Origin of the sequence: Flagellimonas taeanensis (assembly GCF_003584105.1) — a bacterium.
Lineage (GTDB): Bacteria > Bacteroidota > Bacteroidia > Flavobacteriales > Flavobacteriaceae > Flagellimonas > Flagellimonas taeanensis.
Genome location: NZ_QXFO01000028.1, coordinates 75,366 through 96,595, shown reverse-complemented (window position 1 = coordinate 96,595; position 21,230 = coordinate 75,366). Strand labels below are relative to the sequence as shown.

The 21,230-nt window shown below is 46.4% G+C and carries 19 protein-coding genes; 13 read left to right on the top strand and 6 right to left on the bottom strand.

Features of this window, described 5'->3' with window-relative positions; genetic code table 11:
* Positions 1-2 precede the first annotated feature (2 nt).
* Both D2V93_RS17770 and D2V93_RS17765 read left to right on the top strand, forming a co-directional pair.
* Positions 3-887 (top strand): nucleoside phosphorylase, encoded by an 885-nt coding sequence (locus D2V93_RS17770; RefSeq protein ID WP_119620384.1) that lies wholly within the window; start codon positions 3-5, stop codon positions 885-887.
* Positions 888-931: 44 nt separating this feature from the next.
* Positions 932-1,780, top strand: a complete 849-nt coding sequence (locus D2V93_RS17765) for a substrate-binding domain-containing protein (protein WP_119620383.1) — start codon at positions 932-934, stop codon at positions 1,778-1,780.
* Between the two features lie 2 nt (positions 1,781-1,782).
* Here D2V93_RS17765 and D2V93_RS17760 read toward each other — a convergent pair whose 3' ends face one another.
* Positions 1,783-2,448: a uracil-DNA glycosylase gene (locus D2V93_RS17760; RefSeq protein WP_119620382.1), complete on the bottom strand. Its 666-nt coding sequence runs from the start codon at positions 2,446-2,448 to the stop codon at positions 1,783-1,785.
* 228 nt (positions 2,449-2,676) lie between these two features.
* Between D2V93_RS17760 and D2V93_RS17755 the strand changes: the two genes are divergently transcribed.
* The 7 genes from D2V93_RS17755 to D2V93_RS17720 all read left to right on the top strand — a co-directional run bounded on the left by D2V93_RS17755 (position 2,677) and on the right by D2V93_RS17720 (position 9,888).
* On the top strand, positions 2,677-4,848 hold the full coding sequence (locus D2V93_RS17755) for an endonuclease MutS2 (RefSeq protein ID WP_119620381.1): 2,172 nt from the start codon (positions 2,677-2,679) through the stop codon (positions 4,846-4,848).
* A gap of 161 nt (positions 4,849-5,009) precedes the next feature.
* Positions 5,010-5,747 (top strand): helix-turn-helix domain-containing protein, encoded by a 738-nt coding sequence (locus D2V93_RS17750; RefSeq protein ID WP_119620380.1) that lies wholly within the window; start codon positions 5,010-5,012, stop codon positions 5,745-5,747.
* 69 nt (positions 5,748-5,816) lie between these two features.
* Positions 5,817-6,350 (top strand): dihydrofolate reductase family protein, encoded by a 534-nt coding sequence (locus tag D2V93_RS17745; RefSeq protein WP_119620521.1) that lies wholly within the window; start codon positions 5,817-5,819, stop codon positions 6,348-6,350.
* A 7-nt stretch (positions 6,351-6,357) separates the two neighbouring features.
* A complete protein-coding gene (locus D2V93_RS17740) occupies positions 6,358-6,723 on the top strand; it encodes a VOC family protein (RefSeq protein WP_119620379.1) in 366 nt (121 codons plus the stop codon).
* A 153-nt stretch (positions 6,724-6,876) separates the two neighbouring features.
* Complete coding sequence (locus D2V93_RS17730) at positions 6,877-8,331, top strand: Gfo/Idh/MocA family protein (protein WP_119620377.1); 1,455 nt, start codon at positions 6,877-6,879, stop codon at positions 8,329-8,331.
* Between the two features lie 223 nt (positions 8,332-8,554).
* On the top strand, positions 8,555-9,289 hold the full coding sequence (locus D2V93_RS17725; RefSeq protein ID WP_119620376.1) for a DUF2268 domain-containing putative Zn-dependent protease: 735 nt from the start codon (positions 8,555-8,557) through the stop codon (positions 9,287-9,289).
* 191 nt (positions 9,290-9,480) lie between these two features.
* Positions 9,481-9,888: a thiol-disulfide oxidoreductase DCC family protein gene (locus tag D2V93_RS17720; RefSeq protein WP_072882066.1), complete on the top strand. Its 408-nt coding sequence runs from the start codon at positions 9,481-9,483 to the stop codon at positions 9,886-9,888.
* 125 nt (positions 9,889-10,013) lie between these two features.
* On the opposite strand, the gene D2V93_RS17715 is transcribed toward D2V93_RS17720, so the two are convergent.
* The 3 genes from D2V93_RS17715 to aroC form a co-directional block, all read right to left on the bottom strand.
* Positions 10,014-11,186: a flavohemoglobin expression-modulating QEGLA motif protein gene (locus tag D2V93_RS17715; RefSeq protein ID WP_119620375.1), complete on the bottom strand. Its 1,173-nt coding sequence runs from the start codon at positions 11,184-11,186 to the stop codon at positions 10,014-10,016.
* 83 nt (positions 11,187-11,269) lie between these two features.
* Positions 11,270-12,589: a dicarboxylate/amino acid:cation symporter gene (locus D2V93_RS17710; protein ID WP_119620374.1), complete on the bottom strand. Its 1,320-nt coding sequence runs from the start codon at positions 12,587-12,589 to the stop codon at positions 11,270-11,272.
* Positions 12,590-12,645: 56 nt separating this feature from the next.
* Positions 12,646-13,710, bottom strand: a complete 1,065-nt coding sequence (gene aroC, locus D2V93_RS17705) for a chorismate synthase (RefSeq protein WP_119620373.1) — start codon at positions 13,708-13,710, stop codon at positions 12,646-12,648.
* A 194-nt stretch (positions 13,711-13,904) separates the two neighbouring features.
* On the opposite strand from aroC, the gene D2V93_RS17700 reads away from it, so the two are divergent.
* Complete coding sequence (locus D2V93_RS17700) at positions 13,905-14,822, top strand: UDP-2,3-diacylglucosamine diphosphatase (RefSeq protein ID WP_119620372.1); 918 nt, start codon at positions 13,905-13,907, stop codon at positions 14,820-14,822.
* On the opposite strand, the gene D2V93_RS17695 is transcribed toward D2V93_RS17700, so the two are convergent.
* Entirely contained in the window at positions 14,793-17,687 is a 2,895-nt protein-coding gene (locus D2V93_RS17695) for an FAD-binding and (Fe-S)-binding domain-containing protein (protein WP_182850019.1), read from the bottom strand. The two genes, D2V93_RS17700 and D2V93_RS17695, sit on opposite strands and share 30 nt — an antisense overlap.
* Before the next feature lie 102 nt (positions 17,688-17,789).
* Between D2V93_RS17695 and D2V93_RS17690 the strand changes: the two genes are divergently transcribed.
* On the top strand, positions 17,790-18,290 hold the full coding sequence (locus D2V93_RS17690) for a hypothetical protein (protein WP_072881736.1): 501 nt from the start codon (positions 17,790-17,792) through the stop codon (positions 18,288-18,290).
* 104 nt (positions 18,291-18,394) lie between these two features.
* The gene (locus D2V93_RS17685; RefSeq protein ID WP_119620370.1) at positions 18,395-19,510 is read left to right on the top strand and encodes a TlpA disulfide reductase family protein; all 1,116 of its coding nucleotides are present in this window, start codon (positions 18,395-18,397) and stop codon (positions 19,508-19,510) included.
* 58 nt (positions 19,511-19,568) lie between these two features.
* Here the strand turns inward: D2V93_RS17685 and D2V93_RS17680 are convergent, their stop codons facing one another.
* Entirely contained in the window at positions 19,569-20,219 is a 651-nt protein-coding gene (locus D2V93_RS17680) for a rhomboid family intramembrane serine protease (RefSeq protein WP_072881732.1), read from the bottom strand.
* A 52-nt stretch (positions 20,220-20,271) separates the two neighbouring features.
* On the opposite strand from D2V93_RS17680, the gene D2V93_RS17675 reads away from it, so the two are divergent.
* A complete protein-coding gene (locus D2V93_RS17675) occupies positions 20,272-21,168 on the top strand; it encodes a lysophospholipid acyltransferase family protein (protein ID WP_072881722.1) in 897 nt (298 codons plus the stop codon).
* Positions 21,169-21,230 lie beyond the last annotated feature (62 nt).

Genomic DNA, 21,230 nt, shown 5'->3' with positions numbered 1-21,230 from the left:
GGATGTCCTCATTAGGAAGCTCAGAGCTTATTCTGAACCCTGATGGCAGCATTTATCATCTCAATCTCTTGCCAGAGGATATTGCGGAAACCATCATCACCGTCGGTGACCCTGAACGCGTTCACGAAGTTTCCAAATATTTCGATAGCATCGAAATACGAAAAGGAAAGCGCGAATTTCTGGCCCATACAGGACACTTGTCTAGGAAACGCCTCACAGTGATTTCCACGGGCATTGGTACGGACAATATCGACATTGTACTGAATGAATTGGATGCTCTGGCCAATATCGATTTTCCTTCAAGACAGGTCAAAAACGAAAAAAAACAACTTGGTATCATACGGATTGGTACATCGGGTACCATCCGTCCTGAAATTCCCATTGATTCATTCCTGATGAGTACTTCGGCCATTGGTCTTGATGGGCTACTACATTTTTATGAAGACAGCAGCCATAGAAACAGGGCTATGGAAAAGGCACTCATCAAGCATTTGGATTGGGGCGGACACCATATCATACCCTATGTTGTGGACTCCGATGCGCATTTGAGAAAAGTGTTTGTTTCGCCTGATGTTTATTCAGGGATAACAGTCACCAATTCAGGGTTTTATGGGCCACAGGGAAGAATACTTCGGTTAGCTCCAAAAGTGTCTGATTTTCAGGACAAACTGACTTCATTTTCCTTTGAAGGCCAACAAATCACCAATCTGGAAATGGAAACTGCAGGTATCTATGGACTTGCCAAATTGATGGGGCACAAAGCGGTGTCGTTGAACGCCATTTTGGCCAACCGGGCCACAGGGGAGTTCTCCACGGATGGCGGCAAGACCATCGACTCCTTGATCAAATTCGCCTTGGAAAGGCTAGTGAATGATCCATCGGTATAAAATACCGTGTGGAACACTTATTTTTGTCTTATCAAAACAAAGAGATGAAGAACGTGAACATCATTGGGGTACCAGAGCATTTTAACCTGCCTTGGCACTTGGCCATGGAAGATGGGGCTTTTGAGGACAGGGGCATTTTGCTCAATTGGACGGATGTCCCCGAAGGTACCGGAAAAATGTGCCAACTATTGGATGCCGGCGAGACCGATATGGCCATCATTCTAACGGAGGGCATTATCAAGAGCATATCGCAAGGAAACCCGAGCAAGATTGTCCAAGAATTTGTCTCGTCTCCCCTGCTCTGGGGCATCCATGTGGCGGCGGACAGTGAAAGGACATCCATAGCTTCAGTACAGCATGACAAGGTGGCCATAAGCCGAATGGGGAGCGGAAGCCATTTGATGGCCTACATCAATGCCCAAAACCAAGGTTGGGACCCTGGACAACTCCAATTTGAAATCGTGGACAACTTGGACGGTGCCGTGAAAAACCTGACCGAAGGCTCCAATGCCTATTTCATGTGGGAACATTTCACCACAAAACCCTTAGTGGACAATAGAACCTTTAAAAGATTGGGCGACTGCCCTACCCCTTGGCCCTGTTTTGTGATTGCGGCCACTGATTCGTTTCTGAAAGACAACAGAGGGATTCTAGGTCACATTCTGGAAATCATCAACACCTATACGTTGGAATTCAAAGAAATCCCGAGTATCGATAGGACCCTTTCCAATCGATATGGACAACAATTGGAAGATATTCAGGAGTGGCTCGGAAAAACTACCTGGGGGCAGCAACAAATGACTTCAAGGACCTTGGACGAGATCCAATCACGCCTATTCCATCTCAATTTGGTTGAAGAAATCAAAGAGCCCTCACGGTTTCTTTGGGAATAAGGTTACCACTCAATGGCTGTCTTCCCCATTTGTGCCAACAATTGGTTCGTTTTGCTAAAATGCCGGTTCCCGAACCAGAGTCCACGGTTGGCGCTCAAGGGCGAGGGGTGGCCGGAGGCCAGGATATGGTGTTTTCGTTGATCGACCAAGGCTGATTTCTTTTTGGCAAAACCACCCCAAAGCAGAAAAACAACCCCGTCCAAGTGTTCAGACACCGTTCGGATGACTGCATCCGTGAACGTTTCCCATCCCTTGTTCTGGTGGCTTCCGGCCTGATGTGCCCTCACGGTCAAGGTAGCGTTCAGCAAGAGCACCCCTTGGTCGGCCCAGCGCTCCAAGTTGCCGCTCTTCGGATAGGGCTTTTCCACATCCGTCTTGATTTCCTTGAAAATATTGACCAAGGAAGGTGGATGGGGAATACCATCTTTTACGGAAAAGCAGAGGCCGTTTGCCTGGCCGGGACCGTGGTAGGGATCTTGCCCGATGATGACCACTTTCGTGTCATTGAACGGGCAATGGTCAAAAGCGGCAAAAATATCCTTACCCTTTGGGTAACAGGAGTATTGCTGATATTCTTGCTTCACAAATTGGGTCAATTGTTGAAAATAGGGTTTTTCAAACTCTTGATGTAAATGAACCTTCCAACTGGGCTCAATGGCAACATCCATATGTTATTTCTTTTTGGTCAATTTATAGATCAAATAGCCAATCCCAACGATAAAATGAATCAGGATGACCCCCGCAATCACATAAATTAAGGTATGGTCGTTTCTCATTGCCTATCTTTTTGAATAAGGATTGTACATATTGTCAAATGTACGCATTGCCATGGTTTTACTTTTTACGGGCAGAACAAAAACCGCAAAATCCTATATTTGTCCTGCTAACGGAAAAAGATGCGCAACATTCACCCCAAAACACTACAAGACCTCGAATTTCCAACGGTCTTGAACCAAATATCGGCCCGCTGCAACACAGAACTCGGCAAAGAACATGCCCTGCACATTGTCCCTATCGATGACAGGGAGGAGTTGATGGACGTTTTGGGACAAACTTCTGAGTACCTTGCCTCTTTTACCAACGACAATCGCATCCCTAACCACGGCTTTGACCAGATCAACCCGGAACTTGGGCTGTTGAAGATAGACAACAGCACCCTGGAGATCATGGGTTTCCGAAAAATCGGGAACATTTGCAAAACCGTGACCATCCATCAAAAATTTCTGAAAAAATTCAAGGAGTACTATCCATTGCTCTCTCAAAAATCGGAAGGACTGGAACCCAATTCGGAGATTTCAGAAGCCATTGATGCGGTTATCGACAAGTTTGGCGAGATCAAAGATTCGGCCTCCACGGATTTGAGGCAGATCCGTAGCCAGATCAATGAGGTCAGGGGGAAGATCAACCAAAGTTTCGGTGCCGCACTGGCCCGTTGTCAGTCCCTGGATTATCTGGACGAGATCCGGGAATCCGTCATGGAAAACCGAAGGGTCTTGGCCGTGAAGGCCATGCACCGAAAAAAAGTGAAAGGCAGTGTCATGGGTGCCTCAAAAACAGGCAGTATCGTTTACATTGTTCCCGAAGCGACTCTGACCTATGCCCGTGAACTGAACAATCTGGAATTTGAGGAAAAAGAGGAAATCCAACGAATATTGAACCAGTTGACAGGCCAGATCAGGCCTTATTTGGATCTGTTGAAAGCCTATCAGGTCTATTTGGTGGACACGGACATCACGGCGGCCAAGGCCAAATACGCCTCGGACATGAATGCCGTTTTACCAGAAATGAACGGGGAGCGGGAACTGTTCCTAAGGGATGCCTACCACCCTTTGCTCTACCTTTCCAATAAAAGAAAGCAGCAAAAAACGTGGCCGCAGACCATCAAACTGCACAAGGAGAACCGCATTATCGTGATCTCTGGTCCCAATGCCGGGGGAAAAAGCATCACCCTGAAGACCATTGGCCTCTTGCAGGTGATGTTGCAGAGCGGTATGCTCATTCCCGTGCACGAACGTAGCTCGGTCTGTCTGTTCGAAAAGATTTTGACCGATATTGGGGACAATCAATCCATTGAAAATCATCTGAGTACGTACAGTTATCGGTTAAAGAACATGAACCAGTTCCTGAAAAAGTGCAATGATGAGACCCTGTTCCTTATCGATGAATTTGGCACCGGAAGTGATCCCGAACTGGGCGGTGCCTTGGCGGAAGCCTTTTTGGAAGTGTTCTATGAGCGTGGGGCCTATGGGGTGATCACCACCCACTATGCCAACCTGAAGGCACTGGCCAATGAGCTGCCCCATGCCACCAATGCGAACATGCTCTTCAATGCCAAGACCCTGGAGCCCACATTCCAACTGGTGCTGGGCGAAGCGGGAAGCTCCTTTACGTTTGAGGTGGCGCAGAAGAACGGTATCCCCTACTCCTTGATCAACAAGGCAAAGAAGAAGATTGAGCGGGGGAAAGTCCGGTTTGATGCCACCATAGCCAAACTGCAAAAAGAGCGTAGCAAAATGGTGGAGACCGGCTCCAAACTTAAAGAAGAAGAAACCAAGGCCCGTGAAGAATCCGAACGCCTGGAACAACTCAACACCAAGATCAAGTCAAAGCTGGAGAGCTATCAGGAACTATATGACCACAACCAGCGGATGATCCAGTTGGGCAACAAGGTGAACACCATTGCGGAACGCTATTTCATCGACAATAAAAAACGACCGTTGATCTCGGAACTGCTCCGGATCGTGGAAACCGAGAACAGCAAGCGAAAAAAGACCACGGCCAAAAAAGCGAAGGAAAAGCAGGAACAACAGCAACAGGTGGCCCAAGAACTGGAGCAGAAAATCCAAAAAGTTCGGGTGGAGAAAAAGGAGAAAAAGAAAAAAGAGGTCCAAGCCGAAAAGAACAAACCCCGACCTGTCTTTAAGGTGGGCGACCGCGTCCGTTTGATGGACGGCAAGGCCGTGGGCAGTATCGATAGTCTGGAAAAGGGCAAGGCCGTGGTGAACTACGGAATGTTTACCACCAATGTGGGCGTGGAGCAGTTGGAACTGGTGGAGGCGAAGAGGTAAATGCTTTTATTCCACACTTGACGTGGAATCTCTTTTGTTTTTTTAACATCTATAATTTATTGGAAATCAATGGTTTTCTATTTTTTCCAACGTCCCTCGTTACTGATTATCATCATTTGTGTAACGAGTCCTATCTTTAACACTGGTAGTCATTCAAACAAATGAAATACAAAGAAACAAACCCGTGTAATCAGCTAAGAAGCCATATTCATTCATTTTGGGAACTGAAGGGTGAAGAAAATGACCGTGTTTGGGAACGCATATTTCCCGACGGTTGTCCAGGCCTAGTGATGAATCTTGGGGACAGTTGCATTACCGACAATGGTTCCGTAACGATGGAACATGGGAAAACATACCTAGTTGGTGCAATGACAACTTTCAAAGAGAGTTTTATGGATGAGCATACGCACCTTATCGGAGTCTGCCTTAAACCTTCCGCATTTTCATCCTTTTACTCCTATGTTTCATTAAATGATTTAAAAAATCAGACTGTTCTATTTGATCAAAACCTTTCTTTTGACAAGGACAAATTTAACGGTGAAAACCATACAGATTACCTGAACCAATTTTTTATTGGAAGAAAGAACAGTAAAAAGCACAGAATAGCCCCCTTGCTTAAACATATACAAAACTCAATGGGAAGTTTATCCATTGAAGAATTATCCAAGAGCAGCAACATTTCAGTAAGGCAATTGGAAAGAATATTTAAGGATTCAATTGGATTAACCCCGAAAGAGTATTCGAGTATAGTTCGATTTCAAAAGGCATTAAACTTAATTAAATCTCCAAGGAAAGGCAGAAGTTTGTTGGACATAGCATTTGAATGTGGTTACTATGACCATTCACACCTAACCAATGAAATCAAACAAAAAACAGGACGGATCCCGTCACAACTTTAAAAATGTCGCATTCTTACAAAGTGGCCACCATCGTCCACAACTAGTTTTGCAAAAACAAAAAAAATGAACATGCGAAAATTATCACTTTTCATTGCAACAAGTTTGGACGGATACATTGCAAAACCCAATGACGACCTTAGTTTTTTGAAAATTGTGGAAAAAGAGGGTGAGGATTATGGATACACCAAGTTCACGGATACCATAGACACCTTGATCATCGGCAGGAAAACCTATGACTATGTGGTCAGCGAAATAGGCGCTTCCCATTACGACAATGGCGAAAGGGATGTATATGTCATCACAAGGACCGAAAGACCGAGCGTGGGCAGAACCACATTTTACACAGGCGACTTGGCCAGATTGGTCAAAAGGCTTCAATCTGAAAATGGAAAAAACATCTATTGTGATGGTGGCGCGGAAGTGATCACGGAATTATTGAAACACGACTTGGTCGATGAGTTCACCATATCCATCATTCCTATATTATTGGGACAAGGCACACGCCTTTTTAAGGACGGAAGACCCGAACAAATACTTGAACTCGTGGGTACAAGAACATTCGACACGGGGCTGGTCCAATTGCATTACAAACGAAAAAAATAAAAGCAACATGAACACAAAATTTGAAGCAGGAATCAACATTGCCATAAAAATACCCAAAAGCAAATACGAAAAAACAGTTGCCTTTTACAAGGATATACTGAAGTTGGAGGTGGCGGAAAAACCAATAACCAACCCAACAGTTTCCAGGACACACGAAGTGAAGTTCGGCAACAACGTCATATGGCTGGACTGCGTGGACAACTATACCCATTCGGAGACTTGGTTGCAACTGACGGTTCCCGATGTACAAGAAGCAACGAACTATCTGGAATCCAAGGGCGTGGAAACCTGTGACGAGCTAGAGGAACTCCCGGATGATATGCATTGGATACAGGACCCTGCGGGAACAGTGTTCAATTTGCAGAAGAAGTGAGACGGAGGGTTGGATTTGTGACCTATGCTAAAATAAGTTTGAAAAATAGCATCTCCTTTATCATTTTGTTATCCCATCCCAACCCGAAACCAACTCCTTCCATTTTTTTCCTATCTTGTTTGGCAATTCACGACCAAAACAACGTAAACAAAAATGAAAAAAAAATCATCCTCAAGTAGAAGAAACTTTGTGAAGAACACTGCAATGGCTTCCAGTATCTTTATCGTACCCCGCCACGTGTTGGGTGGGCCGGGCTTTTTGGCCCCCAGTGATCGTTTGAACCTAGCTGCAATCGGTGCGGGCGGTAAAGGTGCCAGCGATATCGCCAATGCGTCCGTGAACGGGCGCGAACGCGTAGTGGCCCTTTGCGATGTGGATTTTTCCGGGTCGGCCAAACAATCTGTGGAACGTTTCCCCAAGGCCAAATTGTACAACGATTATCGTGAAATGCTCGATAAGGAAAAAGATATCGACGCGGTGACCATCAGTACCCCGGACCACGTACATGGACCTGCAGCGGCCTATGCCATGCAGCGCGGCAAGCACGTCTATGTCCAGAAACCCCTCACCCACAACATCCGCGAAGCGCGCATCTTGACCCAGATGGCGAGGGACAAAAAAGCAGTGACCCAAATGGGCAACCAAGGAGGGTCCAACCCGTTGTTGGGCTTGGTGCAAAAATGGGTCGATTCCGGAGCATTGGGACGGATCACCAAAGTGGAAATTTGGACCAACCGCCCTGTGTGGCCACAAGGCTACGCCATGCCCGAACCCAATCCCGAAGGCAAGCCTGAAGATTTGTTCTGGGACCTTTGGTTGGGCCCTGCCCCCGAAAAGCCCTATATCCCTAACCTTCATCCGTTCAACTGGCGTGGCTGGTGGGACTATGGAACTGGGGCCTTGGGCGATGTGGGGTGCCATTTGGTGGACATTCCCTACAGAACCTTGAAACTGGGCTATCCTACAGCTGCAGAATGCAGTGTTGGAACAGTGTTCTCCCAAATGTGGAACCCCGATTACCATCCAGAAGGCTGTCCGGCCACATCGTTCATTACCTTGAACTACGAAGCGACCGAAAAAACAGGAGCACCTTTGATCATGACTTGGAGCGATGGGGGCATACGTCCCTCCCACCCAGAAATCATTCCAGCAGACAGTGATATTGGTGGACCAGGCAGCTACAATGGTGTGCTGATCCATGGGGAAAACGGTGTGATCTCCACCAATATCAATGACAGTTCACCATTGACACCCAAACTCTATCTGAACAACGGTACTACAGAGTTCGGCCCCGAGGTGGAGGACATGCCAGAGCCCGAATATGGCCACCAACGTAAATGGGTGGATGCCTGTAAAGCTGGTTTTGGCAGTCAGGAACATTTGGATCTCACCTCCTCCTTTGACTATGCCGGGCCTATGACGGAGACCGTTTTGATGGGCAACTTGGCCATCCGCAGTTATATGTTGCGCAGACCGAATGCTGAGGGCAACTTTGAATTCTATGGCCGTAAAAAACTGTTGTGGGACGGAGAGAACATGAAGATCACCAATTTTGAAGACGCCAACCAATTTGTTACCCGAACCTATCGTGAAGGATGGGAAGTATAATGTACTTGTAACGAACCAACTGAATTTGAAGGGTCGCCAAAGCGACCCTTTTTTATTTTATAAAGGGTCATTTCGAAATGAAAAACGAAGTGAAGATTGAGAAATCTGAAGTTCCGATTGAAAAAGAAATTTCGACTGGACAAGGATACGAACCTGGGCGGTTTTTGAACCCTATTGTAACATTTTCAATCTTGGGAAGTCTCCAAAGAAAGCATATCATAAAATGAAATCAATCAAAATCGTTATTCTTTGTCTTGGGCTTCTATTTATCAATAGTTGTACTAGTCCATTGCAGCCAAAAGGTGCCACCATTACTTTTATGGAGGAAGAAAAAACATTTTCAAATGAACAAAAGGAGTTGATACAAAATATCATCTCAAATTCCGAAAATGAAGTGCGTACACTTTTACCCCAACTAACTGATAGCATTACAGTGACCGTCGAAATTGTGGATTGGGACCTTGATGTGGTCGGCGGGGTCACCGGACGTACAGATACCAATTCCCCACCCTTAGTTGCCATACAAATCTCGGAGAAATTCCCAGGAGGTGTGACCGTAGCATCCCAAACCGCATTGAAGCATACTATTTTTCACGAATTTCACCATTTATCCCGAGGTTGGGCCATTCAGGACAACGTTTTTGGTCCAGGAATACCCATTGCCGCGGTGAACGAAGGCTTGGCCGTGGTGTTTTCCGAAGAATATACCCATCAGTCCATGGAAGCGGATAGCCCTCCAGAAGCCACGGTTGCAGAGCAATGGACAAAGGAAATCCTGGCGCTTCCGGAAGATGCCAACTACCAGCATTGGATGTTCGAGCACCCTGACGGAAGGCAATCCGTAGGATACCGAACCGGAAATTATATCATCCGAAAGGCCATGTCCAATTCAGGCAAAAGTATTATTGAGTTAAGCAATGATACTCCTGATGAAATATGGAAAATGGCCGGCTTTTAGCAAAAACCCTATAAATCCAATACTAGGCTTTCATCCCAATCTGGTTTATCTTTGTAAACCAAATGTCATTTCGAAATGAGGAGGGCAACGACAATTGAGAAATCCCATTTGGATTTCTTGTGGCATTGTTTGCACAAAATGACAGACACACCAATGATAAAAAAGATTCCCACTTTTGCAGGAATAACGGTATGAAAGAAAACAACAAAATCATTTTGTTCGATGGGGTCTGCAACCTCTGCAACAATAGTGTGCTGTTTGTGATCAAACGGGACAAAAAGGACCTGTTCCGCTATGCCTCGTTACAAAGTGAGATTGGGCAACAACTCGTCCGCGAACGGGGCATCGACACCAGCCAAGTGGATTCCATCATCCTGATTGAGCCCGGTGTGGCCTATTTTACCAAATCCGACGCTGCCCTGGAAATCGCACAAGACCTAGGTGGCCTCTGGAAACTATCCTCCGTCTTCAGTTGGATACCGAAATCCATCCGGGATGTGGTGTATGACTTTGTGGCGCGTAATCGTTACAAATGGTTTGGAAAAAAAGAGGCCTGCATGGTCCCCACCCCTGAATTGAGGGCCAAGTTTTTGGGGTAATGCTTCAACTACTTCTCGGTACGATTTTCTTCGAAAATCACTCAAAGTGACAACATAATAGCATCGTTTGTCAGTTCGAGTGTTTTCCCGAAACAAGGTGGATGGAAAATGTATCGAAAACCCTGTTATTTCAAATTGTTCAAGATAAAATCCAAGGTCTTGTTTGTGTTCAATTTCTGGTCGAACGAATAACTTTTATGCGTCAAGGGGTGCGCCAATCCCAGCTCTTTCAGGTAGTTGATGGTCTCCTCATACTCCAAGGCCACCTTGCCCGTTAGTAAGGTATCCATGGATTCCTCCCTTTGGTAGCGCTTGTATATCTTTCGAAGTCCGCTGAGGTATAAGCGATCCTTGGTAAAGCCCCCGCCCCGGTGCACGCGAAGCGTGATGGTAAAGGCATCGTCCCGGTTCAGTTTGTACTGCCCGTGGATCAGGTCGAACGTATCGGCAAAGGAGTAGCCTTTGATCAAACTATCGGCTGCAAGCACCCGGTAAGCTATCTCCTTGAGGCGTTTCAGGGTCAGCGCCCCGCCCATGTACTCACTGAAAACTGCCAATCCTTCCTGGGTTTCCACATTTTTGGGCAAGCCGTTGGAAAAAATCTTCAGGGGCTGTTGCAGGCCATTGTAGGTGGTCACCAAATGCACGCCGATTTCGTGGTTGGCAAGGGTGAGCAGTTGGTTCTTACTGAACTTGGTGTTCTTTTTGATCAACAGTGATTGGGTACTGTTGCTCACCATGGCCTCTGCCGCAATATTGGTAGAATACCTGATGTTCAGCGGAAAATTATACTGCTGCACAAAACCCTCAAAATACCTGCGGGCCTCTTCGGCCGAGAATACCTTTTCCATGTCGGAAACCACTGGTTCATCGGCAAAATGAAGGATGAATCGGGCATTTTGTACGTCTTTTTCGGTAGGGGTCCCATAGACCCGAAGCGAATTGTAATAGAAATTCTTGCCCTTTCCTATGGTCTCGATACACTGCACCATGTTGGCGTAGTAGTAGATGATATCTTGGTAGAGTTTGCGGAGGCGGTCGTCCCCTATTCGTTCCAGGCGTTGGGAAAAGAACAGGCGGTGCAACTTATAGGGGTCGAACTTGAGCTTGGGATACTTGAACTCTGGCTCCACGGTATATTTTGAAGCAAAAAAACGCTGCTTTTCCTTTTCAATGTTCTGCGGATTGATGTAACTCAGCAACTCTATCTTCCGCACCAACCGGTCCAGGTTGGCGTCTATTTCGAACACATAAGGATATTGTTGCACCAGTTGTTCCGGTTGTTTTTCACCGATCATACCTTATCTTTTTCAAATGCATGTACTTTTTCGGGAACACCCCTTTGACTGTTCCTTCACCGATCATGTGCACTAAGGGTTGGCTACTTTTTTAGGTTATCGTCCCAGTTCTTTACCTTAGGTTCTCCTAGCTTGCCTACAGATTTGGCCACCAGCATGGAAACCGTGGCATCACCCGTAACGTTCACGATGGTCCGGCACATGTCCAAAGGTCGGTCCACCGCAAAGATCAGCGCCAGACCAATGGCCAGTTTGTCCGAAGGAAAACCGATGGATTCCAGCACGATGACCAACATCACCATGCCCGCGCCGGGCACCGCTGCCGATCCAATAGAGGCCAATAGCGCGGTAAGTACTATGGTCAATTGGTCAGCAAAGGTAAGATCAAAGCCCAAAGCCTGAGAAATGAAGACCGCTGCCACACCTTGGTAAAGACTGGTACCGTCCATGTTGATGGTCGCCCCGACGGGCAATACAAAACTGGACACTTCCTTGTCAACACCAATGTGCTCTTCCACCCTCTCCATGGTCACGGGCAATGTCGCCGCACTGGAACTGGTAGAAAAGGCCAATAATTGGGCCGGACTCATCTCTTTCAAGAACCAAAATGGGTTTTTCTTGGTGAAGACGGATACCAGAATGCCATAAAAAATGATCATCAATGCCAAGCCAAGTACCACCACCAAGGCATACTTCAACAAGGCCAACAAGAGATCGGGGTCGCTGGAAGAGACCACAACACCTGCCAAGAGGGCAAAAACAGCATACGGGGCAGTGAGCATGATGAGATCTACCATTTTGAGCACCACTTCGTTCATAGAATCAAAAAAGTCCTTTAGCGGTTTTGATTTTTCCTCTCCTATCAGCAACATGGAAATGCCCAAAAAGATGGTAAAAAAGATGACCTGGAGCATCAAACCGTTGTCGCTCATGGCCGCAAAGGCATTATCGGGCACCATGTCCTCTATAAATTGTAGGGGGCCACTGCCCTTCTGCCGTGATGCTTCTTCAATTTTTGAAGTCACACCGGCATCGCCAGCATAGGTATCGGTAAGTTTTTCCACGGTCTCTTGTGAAATCCCATTACCGGGTTGCATCAAATTGACCAGTACCAGCCCAATGGTGATGGCGAAAACAGTGGTAATGATATAGATGCCGATGGTACGCAGCCCTATATTCCTGAATTTTGAAATGTCCTTGAGATCGGAGATGCCTTTTACGAGGGATGCCACGATAAGGGGAATGGCAATGAGTTTGAGCAATTTTACGAAGATGGTACCCAGTGGTTGGATCCAATCGGAAACAAAATCCTTGCCCCAATCCACATAGGTCATTGCAAACCCGAAAAGAATACCCAAAAGCATCCCAATAAGGATTTGCCAGTGCAATTCTAATTTACGCATAAGTGATTTTTAGGAGAGGAAGATACTATTTTGATCGGAAACTCCCTAAAATGCCCTCAGATTTTGTTGGTACGCGCCAAAAGGGCGTAATCGGCAAGGACCAAAGCGGCCATGGCCTCCACAATAGGGACAGCCCTTGGCACCACACAGGGATCGTGTCTTCCCTTGCCCTGCGCCGTTACCTTCTCCCCTTCCTTGTTGATGGTCTCATAGGATTGGAGCACGGTCGCTACCGGCTTGAAGGCCACGTTGAAATAGATGTCCATTCCATTGCTGATGCCCCCTTGGATTCCCCCACTCCGATTGGTCTGGGTGGTCCCGTCCATGTTGTAGGCATCGTTATGCTGACTTCCCTTCATTTTCACTCCTTCAAAACCACTGCCATACTCAAACCCTTTCACGGCATTGATGGACAGCATGGCTTCTCCCAAACGGGCATGGAGCTTGTCAAAAACCGGTTCCCCAAGACCGACCGGTACATTTTGCACCACACAGGTGATTACCCCGCCAATGGTATCCCCTTCTTTTTTTATGGCCTTGATGTAAGCTTCCATCTGCTGGGCCATTTCCGGATCTGGGCAGCGGACAGGATTGGACTCGATCTTGGAAAAATCAAGTTCTTGGTAGGGTTTGTTCAATTTCATTTCACCCACTTGGGACACAAAGGCATTAATTTGGATATTGCCCAAGAATTGCTTTGCAATGGCCCCCGCCACGACCCTGCTTGCCGTTTCCCTGGCCGAGCTCCTGCCCCCTCCACGGTAATCACGGAAGCCGTATTTTTGGTCGTACACATAATCGGCATGTGAAGGTCGGTAAGAGTCCTTGATATGCGAATAATCCTGAGATTTTTGGTTGGTGTTGTGGATGGCAAAACCGATGGGGGTTCCCGTCGTCTTTCCTTCAAAGATACCGGAGTAGATCTCCACGGTATCGGGCTCCTTCCGTTGGGTCACAATGGCAGATTGTCCGGGCTTTCTTCTATCCAGTTCTGCTTGGATCTGTTCCAGGTCCAATGCTATTCCGGCAGGACAACCATCGATTACGCCCCCAAGTGCCTTTCCGTGCGATTCACCAAAGGTGGTGAGCCTAAAGAGTTGTCCAAAAGAATTTCCCGCCATTTATACCAAAGTTGTATGAAGTACAAAGGTAGATGTTGTAAGCCTAATTCAAAAACCCCCAATGCACTTAATGTTATTGTAACATTTTCCAATGGTGATTGATGATTTTTTAACAATAATGTTATGTATTGATGATTTGGATTTGATTTTAAGTTTATACCTACTGTTTTAATTTGCAGTCAAACCCTATACGATTGAAAAAAAGGAAGATAGAATTGGCCGTGATTTCCGATGTCCACCTTGGGACCTACGGTTGTCACGCCGACGAACTCATTGCTTACCTGAACAGTATACAGCCAAAAAAACTCATTTTAAACGGGGACATTATTGATATTTGGCAGTTCAGCAAACGGTATTTCCCTCCCTCCCACCTCAAAGTGCTGCGAAAGATCATCGGTATGGCCTCAAGGGGTACGGAAGTGTACTATATCACTGGAAATCATGATGAAATGCTCCGTAAGTTCAGTGATACTTCAATGGGCAATTTTAAGATTTCCAACAAGTTGGTCCTCAACCTGGATGGAAAAAAAGCATGGATATTCCACGGGGACGTGTTCGACGTGTCCATCCAAAATGCCAAGTGGCTCGCCAAGCTGGGCGGATATGGATATGACCTGCTCATTGTGATCAACAGCTTCGTGAACTGGTGGTTGGTGAAAATGGGAAGGGAAAAATATTCCTTGTCCAAACGCATCAAGAACAGCGTGAAAAGTGCCGTGAAATACATTAACAATTTTGAGAAGACCGCTGCGGATCTTGCCATCGAAAATGGATATGACTATGTCATTTGCGGCCATATCCATCAACCCAAAAAAGAAATCTACGAGAACAAGAACGGGAGCTGCACCTACCTGAACTCTGGGGATTGGGTGGAAAACCTGACCGCACTGGAGTATTCGTTCAAGCGTTGGAAAATTTACCACTATAACCATGATAGGCTCTCCCCTTTCTTTGTGGACGAAGACCTCAAGGAAATGGACATGAACGAACTCATCGCTTCCATAACCGACAAGGAAGTGGATGTGGAAGACGTGACCGAAGAATACCTCGACGATGCAGAGGAAACCCCAAACACAAAGACCTTAGACAACCAAGGCCTCTCTCAGGATTGAGACTGGGTGCTGCGCCTCCCGTTTGGTGCCATCCTTAATCTGATGCCTACAACTGGTGCCGTTGGCCGCAATAATGGTATCCTCGGCGCTTTTGGCGACCGCTGGGAACAATTTCAGGTTCCCCACTTGCATACTGGTCCCATAATGCTCCTTTTCATACCCGAACGACCCGGCCATACCGCAACAACCTGATGCAATAATGGAAACCTTGTAGTTTTTGGGCAAGTTCAAGACGTCAAAAGTCACTTTTTGGTTGCTCAATGCTTTTTGGTGGCAATGGTTATGGATCTTGACCGTGCGCTCTTCGGTTGTGAAACTTTCCGATGTAATGCGCCCGGCAGCAATCTCCAAGGCCAGAAACTCTTCAATCAATAGTGAATTGACGGCCAATTTTTTCAACAGTTCCTTATCGTCGTGCAAACGCTGGTATTCGTCCCTAAAAGAAAGGATAGCGGAAGGTTCGAGTCCCACTAGGACAACACCATCATCCAAATATGGCTTTAGCTTTTCCATGTTCTTGTCCACCAATCTTTTCGCCTCTTTCAAAAATCCTTTGGAGAGATAGGTCCTACCACTTTCGGCATGGAACAATTCCACATCATAGCCCAATTTACAGAGCAGTTCTATGGCATCCCTGCCCACTTCCACATCCAAATATTTTACAAACTCGTCCACATAGAGCACCACTTTCTTTTTGGTTGGTCGTCCCTTGAACTTGTTCAGATGGTTTTCAAAATTGAAACGGTACACTTTGGGGAGGTTTCTTTCCGGAGCCACGCCCGACATTTTTTTCGCCAATCCACCCAAAAAGCTTGAATCATATATAGCATTGGTCAACCACGGAACTTTGCTCCCCAAGGCATTCAAACGTGTATTATGGGCAAACAACTTGCTCCGAAGCGGGTATCCGTTCGTCTCTTGGTATTGGTAGAGGAATTCCGCTTTCAGTGCCGCTATGTCCACATTGCTGGGGCATTCACTGGCACAGGCCTTACAGCTGAGGCAGAGGTCAAAAACCTGCTTGAGTTCCTGATGGTCAAACTGATTGGCTTTTTCGGAATGGGTCAAAAACTCACGGAGCGCATTGGCCCGCCCCCTTGTGGTGTCCTTTTCATTTTTGGTGGCCTGATAGCTGGGGCACATCGCCCCGTTCATGTGGTGGCTCTTTCTACAGTCCCCACTTCCGTTGCATTTCTCGGCCGCTTTTAGGATTCCCTCGCTATCCGAAAAATCCATCAAGGTCTTGATCTCGGGTTCTTTTCGGTCCACGACGTAACGCAAGGATTCGTCCATGGGGAAGGCATTCACTATTTTTCCGGGATTGAAGATGTAATTGGGGTCAAAAAGGGCTTTCACCCTTTTCAACAAGGCATAATTCTCCTCTCCGATCATCAACGGGATAAACTCGGCCCGGACAATACCGTCACCATGTTCACCGCTGAAACTGCCGTTGTATTTTTTGGTGAGTTTGGCCACATCGGTAGTGATGGAACGGAACAGGACCACATCTTCCGACTTTTTGAGGTTGAGGATGGGACGCAAATGCAACTCCCCTGCCCCGGCATGGGCATAGTACACCGCATCTTGGTGGTATCCCTTCATGATCTGGGAAAACTCCCCAATAAAATCCTTCAGGTCTTCCAAGGCTACCGCTGTATCCTCAATACAGGCCACGGCCTTTCGGTCCCCGACCATGTTGCCCAACAATCCAAGTCCTGCTTTGCGTAGTTCTATGGCCTTGTTGATGTCATCTCCATAAAGCACGGGGTTGGCGTAGCTCTGCCCCGATTTTTCTATGGTGCCCAACAGTCCTTCCAATTGTTGCTGAAGGTCTTCTTCGGAATGGGACCGTACTTCCAACATCAAAATCGCAGCAGGATCTCCGTCCACAAAAAAACGGTTGACCAACTGTGCCCTGTTGTTCTTGGTACAGTCCAGGATCACCTTGTCCATCATTTCACAGGTATGGAGATTGTGCTGCATCACTGGCGCAACATCCATTAGACACTCTTCCAACGTTCTGTAATGTGTGGCAACCATGGCCGAAAAGGAAGGAGGTAAGTCATCCAGTTGCAGGGTCACCTCCGTGGTAAAGGCCAAAGTCCCCTCACTCCCGGACAATAGTTTGCACAGGTTGAAGTTTTCCTGGCCATTTCCGAATATATCGTTCTTAAGGAGTTCATCTACGGCATATCCTGTGTTCCTTCGGTGTATGCTGGGTTTGGGAAACTCCGTTTCTATGTTCTTTTGGGTCGCCTCATTGGAAAGCTCCTCAAACAAGGTTGCGTAGATCTTTCCTTCCAAGGTGCGTTCCGATTTCTTCTTTTCAAATTCAGTCCTTGAAACAGCCCCAAAGAAAGCTTCGCTGCCATCCGACAAGACACAGTGCATGGATACCACTTTGTCCCTTGTGACCCCATATTGTATGGATGTGGTGCCCGAAGAGTTGTTGCCCACCATGCCCCCGATCATACATCGGTTGGACGTTGAGGTATTGGGCCCAAAAAACAGACCGAAGGGCTTAAGGTATTGGTTCAGTTCATCCCGTACCACACCAGGCTGCACGGTCACTTGTTTCTTTTCTTTATCAAATGCGATGATCTTGGTGAACTCACGGCTGACATCGACAACAATGCCTTCTCCAACGCATTGGCCCGCCAAGGATGTACCGGCCGTTCTTGGAATAAGCCCCAACTTATTTTTATTGGCAAAAGTGATCAGCAGTTTGATATCCGCTACATTTTTAGGATAGGCCACCGCAATCGGCAATTTGCGATAAACAGAGGCGTCGGTCGCATATAGGGCCCTGCTTAAATCATCGGTCAAGAGGTCACCTTGCAACCCATCGGCAAGGTCTTTTAACATTTTTTTATTCAATTTGGAATGGTTTTCGGGAACTAAATCAGTTTTTCAAACGTAAATGTAACTACAAAACTATCTCTAATTTTTAACTTAAAAGAGAAACACATGAAGATTACCACATTATTTGCAGCGCTTTTTTTATTTGTAACAGCATCCATGAGTGCGCAGGAAATTTCCAACCATGCCCTAGGTCTCCGATTGGGTGACAGCGACGGTTTTGGTGCCGAAATTTCCTATCAGAAGGCCATAGGCGCTTCCAATCGAGCGGAATTTGATCTCGGTTGGCGCGACAGCCGCCATTTTGATGCGTTCAAATTGACCGGCGTGTACCAGTGGGTACGTCCATTGGACGGAGACTTTAATTGGTACTATGGCGTAGGTGGTGGATTGGGCAGTGTTGATTTTGACCATCCAGATCCAGACTTTGATGATGATTATGATGGTCTGTTTGTATTTGCCGCCGGTAACATCGGTATTGAGTACAATTTTGACATTCCCCTACTCTTATCCCTGGATTTCAGACCCGAACTGGGCCTTGTGGGCTACGACGGGTTCGACAATGATTTTGATTTTGACATTGCATTGGGTATAAGATACCAGTTCTAATACAACAAATCCATTAAATTATAGTCCCTTGGCGCTTCATAGAAGTACCAAGGGTTTTTTTATGCCATAAGGAATGAATACCTTAGCAGCTTAAATAGCAACACATGAAAAAAATATTTGCGATCGCCCTTGGGATACTGTTTTTGACAGCTTGCAACTCAGACCCCAAAGGATACACCTTGAGCGGAACGATCACCGGTGAACCTGAGAATGGCATCAAGGTATTTCTAAAGACTACGGACACCCTTAACCAGTTGGTGGAGGTAGATACCGCGACAGTGGAAAATGGCAAGTTCATCTTTACGGGGAACCAAGTCGAGCCCAAATTGCACTACATATTTATGGAATCCAACCGCGGAAACATTCCTGTGGTGTTGGAAAATGGCACCATCGAAATGGAATTTCAAAAAGATAGTCTGAACTATGCCAAATTGAAGGGAACCGAGCAGAACGAATTGTTCATGGATTTTTTGGATGAATCGAGAAAATTGTCCGAAAGGGCCATGTCCATGCAGAACGATATGCGTGATGCGGCCCAAAAAATGGATACGGCCACTGTTACCTCCCTACGTGAAGAGTTCATGGAGTTCCAGGAAGAGGCTAAAAACTTCAACGTGGACTATGCAAAGAACAATCCCAATGCACTGATCTCTGTGTTGATCATCGGCAACCTAATGGCGAGCAAGGCCCTTCCCTTGGATGAGGTAAAATCACTTTTTGAAGGTCTTTCCCCAGAAATGAAGGCCACCGAGCCCGGCAAAAAGATCAAGGAACAGTTGGACAAAATGAAATCCACCGAGGTTGGCTCCACGGCCCCTGACTTTTCGGCGCCAACGCCTACTGGGAATATGTTGGCCCTGAGCCAGGTCACGGATAAATCCAAACTTACATTGGTGGATTTTTGGGCCGCTTGGTGCAAACCTTGTCGAGCTGAAAATCCAAACATTGTCTCCGTTTACGAAAAGTATAAAGACAAAGGATTCAATATCATCGGGGTTTCCTTGGATACCCGTGCCGAAGACTGGAAAGGTGCCATTGAGGCCGATGGGCTGGCCTGGAACCATATTTCCAATCTTCAGCGTTTTCAAGACCCTATAGCGAGGCTCTACAACATCAACGCCATACCAGCTGCTTTTTTGTTGGATGAGAACGGTGTGATCGTGGCCAAGGACCTGAGGGGACCTGCCCTTGAACAAAAAGTGGCCGAACTGCTGAATTAGGCCAACACAAATAGTAAAAAAGAAAAGCCCGGCATTGTGTCCGGGCTTTTCTTTTGGATCAAATCTTCCCCATTTTCTCCAATACAAAAAGTATGATTATAGGGATGGCCAATAGTACAACAATCAGTGTGTCCGTGACGAACAGTTCAGGCTTGAACAACAAGGTGGTGGCATATCCGCCAATGGCCCCGCCAAAATGTGCCGTGTGTCCAATATTTCCCAATCGGCTCTTCATCCCATAAATGGAATACAACAGGTACCCAATACCCAATACGTAGGCCGGCAGTGGAATAGGGATGAACATAATACCCAATTGCATATCAGGGTTCAATAAAATAGCGGCATACAAAATACCTGTAACGGCGCCACTGGCCCCCACCGCACTATAAAAAGGTTCGTTCTTGTGAAAAAACAGGGCCAATAGGCTCCCCCCCATCAAACTGACAAAATAAATGATCAAAAATTTGCCCGGGCCAAACCAACTGATGACCACATTGGCAAAAAAATACAGGGTGAACATATTGAAAAAAAGATGGGAAATATCCACGTGTAAAAACCCGGATGTGGCCATCCGCTCCCGTTGCCCTGCCTGTATGCCCCCAATGCTGAACTTATACCTATCAAAAAAAGCGGCATCGCTGAATCCCCGCAGGGACACTATTACATTGATGGCTATTATGGCAATCGTGGCAATATGTAAATTGTACATGCAATAAAAGTTTGGTTTCAAATATAGCTATATTTGCACACAAGAATCGCTTATGCAGTTGGCCGTATATATCCTCGTTTACCCATTGCTCTGGTTGGTCTCCAGACTACCTTTCCCAATTTTGTACACAATCTCAGATGGTGTTTACCTATTGCTGTACTATGTCATCGGATACCGTAAAAAAGTAGTGCGCAATAACTTAGCGCTCGTTTTTCCCGAAAAATCAAAGGCCGAACGCTTGGCTATCGAAAAAAAATTCTTTCGCCATATGTGCGATATCTTTTTGGAAATGATAAAGACCTTGGGCATCAGCACCGAAGAAATGCAAAGACGCTTCAGTTACACAAATATAGAAGTGCTCCAAAATCTTGAAGCGGAAGGAAAGAACACTATGATAATGTTGCCACATTATGCCAGTTGGGAATGGGTATTGTCCCTAAACACCAGAATAACATCGAAGGGCTATGGCATCTACCAAAAAATCCAGAACAAATATTTTGACAGATTGGTCCGTGGCATCAGGAGCAAGTACGGCACAACATTGATTGCGACCAAGGAAAGCAAAAAATTGTTGAAAGCGGCAAAGGAAAGTAGGGAATTGATGATGGTGGGGATCATCAGTGACCAATCCCCCATGGTCCAACGTGCGCGCCACTGGACAAAATTTATGGGCATCACGGTTCCGGTGCATGTGGGAGGTGAGGAAATCTGCAAGGCCAACGATTTTGTCCCTGTATATCTCAAAGTGAGGAAAACGGGCAGGGGACTCTACAGAAGCACATTTATTGTCCTTACTGAAAACCCTACAGAGGTGGAAGATTATAAGATTACCGAATCTTTTCTAAAGCATGTAGAGGAATCCATACAGGAGGCCCCAGAATATTATTTCTGGACCCACAAACGGTGGAAGCATAGGAACAAGGTGCCTAAGGCTTTTCAAAATCCATAAATTTCCTCAAAACATCTTTTTGAAGGTATAAATAGAGCCAGGATTGCCATTGGTCGAAATTT

Coding starts and splice junctions, on each gene's coding strand:
- D2V93_RS17770 (WP_119620384.1), top strand. CDS start 3: ATGTCCTCATTAGGAAGCTCAGAGCTTATTCTGAACCCTGATGGCAGC.
- D2V93_RS17765 (WP_119620383.1), top strand. CDS start 932: ATGAAGAACGTGAACATCATTGGGGTACCAGAGCATTTTAACCTGCCT.
- D2V93_RS17760 (WP_119620382.1), bottom strand. CDS start 2,448: ATGGATGTTGCCATTGAGCCCAGTTGGAAGGTTCATTTACATCAAGAG.
- D2V93_RS17755 (WP_119620381.1), top strand. CDS start 2,677: ATGCGCAACATTCACCCCAAAACACTACAAGACCTCGAATTTCCAACG.
- D2V93_RS17750 (WP_119620380.1), top strand. CDS start 5,010: ATGAAATACAAAGAAACAAACCCGTGTAATCAGCTAAGAAGCCATATT.
- D2V93_RS17745 (WP_119620521.1), top strand. CDS start 5,817: ATGCGAAAATTATCACTTTTCATTGCAACAAGTTTGGACGGATACATT.
- D2V93_RS17740 (WP_119620379.1), top strand. CDS start 6,358: ATGAACACAAAATTTGAAGCAGGAATCAACATTGCCATAAAAATACCC.
- D2V93_RS17730 (WP_119620377.1), top strand. CDS start 6,877: ATGAAAAAAAAATCATCCTCAAGTAGAAGAAACTTTGTGAAGAACACT.
- D2V93_RS17725 (WP_119620376.1), top strand. CDS start 8,555: ATGAAATCAATCAAAATCGTTATTCTTTGTCTTGGGCTTCTATTTATC.
- D2V93_RS17720 (WP_072882066.1), top strand. CDS start 9,481: ATGAAAGAAAACAACAAAATCATTTTGTTCGATGGGGTCTGCAACCTC.
- D2V93_RS17715 (WP_119620375.1), bottom strand. CDS start 11,186: ATGATCGGTGAAAAACAACCGGAACAACTGGTGCAACAATATCCTTAT.
- D2V93_RS17710 (WP_119620374.1), bottom strand. CDS start 12,589: ATGCGTAAATTAGAATTGCACTGGCAAATCCTTATTGGGATGCTTTTG.
- aroC (WP_119620373.1), bottom strand. CDS start 13,710: ATGGCGGGAAATTCTTTTGGACAACTCTTTAGGCTCACCACCTTTGGT.
- D2V93_RS17695 (WP_182850019.1), bottom strand. CDS start 17,687: ATGTTAAAAGACCTTGCCGATGGGTTGCAAGGTGACCTCTTGACCGAT.
- D2V93_RS17690 (WP_072881736.1), top strand. CDS start 17,790: ATGAAGATTACCACATTATTTGCAGCGCTTTTTTTATTTGTAACAGCA.
- D2V93_RS17685 (WP_119620370.1), top strand. CDS start 18,395: ATGAAAAAAATATTTGCGATCGCCCTTGGGATACTGTTTTTGACAGCT.
- D2V93_RS17680 (WP_072881732.1), bottom strand. CDS start 20,219: ATGTACAATTTACATATTGCCACGATTGCCATAATAGCCATCAATGTA.
- D2V93_RS17675 (WP_072881722.1), top strand. CDS start 20,272: ATGCAGTTGGCCGTATATATCCTCGTTTACCCATTGCTCTGGTTGGTC.